Source organism: Microbacterium sp. Leaf351 (assembly GCF_001423825.1).
In the GTDB taxonomy this organism is placed as follows: Bacteria; Actinomycetota; Actinomycetes; order Actinomycetales; family Microbacteriaceae; genus Microbacterium; species Microbacterium ginsengisoli.
Genome location: NZ_LMPK01000034.1, coordinates 48,818 through 49,777 on the forward strand (window position 1 = coordinate 48,818; position 960 = coordinate 49,777).

At 72.1% G+C, this 960-nt stretch carries 1 protein-coding gene; it reads right to left on the bottom strand.

The genetic code is table 11. From position 1 onward, the window contains the following. Positions 1-960, bottom strand: a 960-nt coding sequence (locus tag ASG00_RS10360) for a bifunctional ornithine acetyltransferase/N-acetylglutamate synthase (protein ID WP_442922641.1), incomplete at both ends; no start/stop codon positions are given.

A 960-nucleotide genomic window follows, 5' to 3' on the forward strand; every position in this document is an offset into this window, starting at 1 on the left:
CGACGTCGTACGGGTCGAACGCGGCCGCGGTGGTGCCGATGGCGGCGAGCACACGCCCCCAGTTCGGGTCGTTGCCGAAGATCGCGGCCTTGAACAGGTTGTTGCGCGCGACGGAGCGCCCGACCTCGACCGCGTCGGTCTCGCTCTCGGCGCCGACCACGCGGATCGTGATGTCGTGGCTCGCGCCCTCGGCGTCGCCCTGCAGCTGCCGGGCGAGGTCCTGGCAGAGGTCGGCGAGCACGGCGGCGAACACGTCGAGATCGGGATGGATGCCGGTGGCCCCGTTCGCGAGCAGGGTGACCTGGTCGTTCGTCGACATGCACCCGTCGGAGTCGAGCCGGTCGAAGCTCGTGCCGGTCGCGCGGCGCAGGGCCGCATCCGCCTCGGCGCTCGTGAGCTCGGCGTCGGTCGTGATGACGACCAGCATCGTCGCGAGGCCGGGCGCCAGCATCCCGGCGCCCTTCGCCATACCGCCGATGGTCCACCCGTCGTGGGTGCGCACCGCGCGCTTGGGCCGGGAGTCGGTGGTCATGATCGCGAGGGATGCCGCCTCTCCCCCGTCGTCCGACAGCGCCGCCACGCCCTCCTCGACGCCCGCGAGAACCTTGGCCCGGAAGACCTCGTCGCCCGTGCCGATGAGGCCCGTGGAGCACACGACGACGTCGCCGGCGCTCACCCCGAGGAGCTCGGCGGCCTTCTCGGCGGTCTGATGGGTCGTCTGGAAGCCGAACGATCCGGTGAAGCAGTTCGCCCCGCCGGAGTTCAGCACGACCGCCTCGATGACGCCGTCCGCGACGACCTGCTGCGACCAGATGATCGGGTTCGCCTTGGCCCGGTTGCTCGTGAACACGGCGGCGCCCACCTTGCGTGGGCCGCGGTTGACGACCAGCGCGACGTCGGGCTTGCCGGTCGACTTCAATCCGACGGCGACGCCGGCGGCGGCGAATCCCTGGGCGGCGG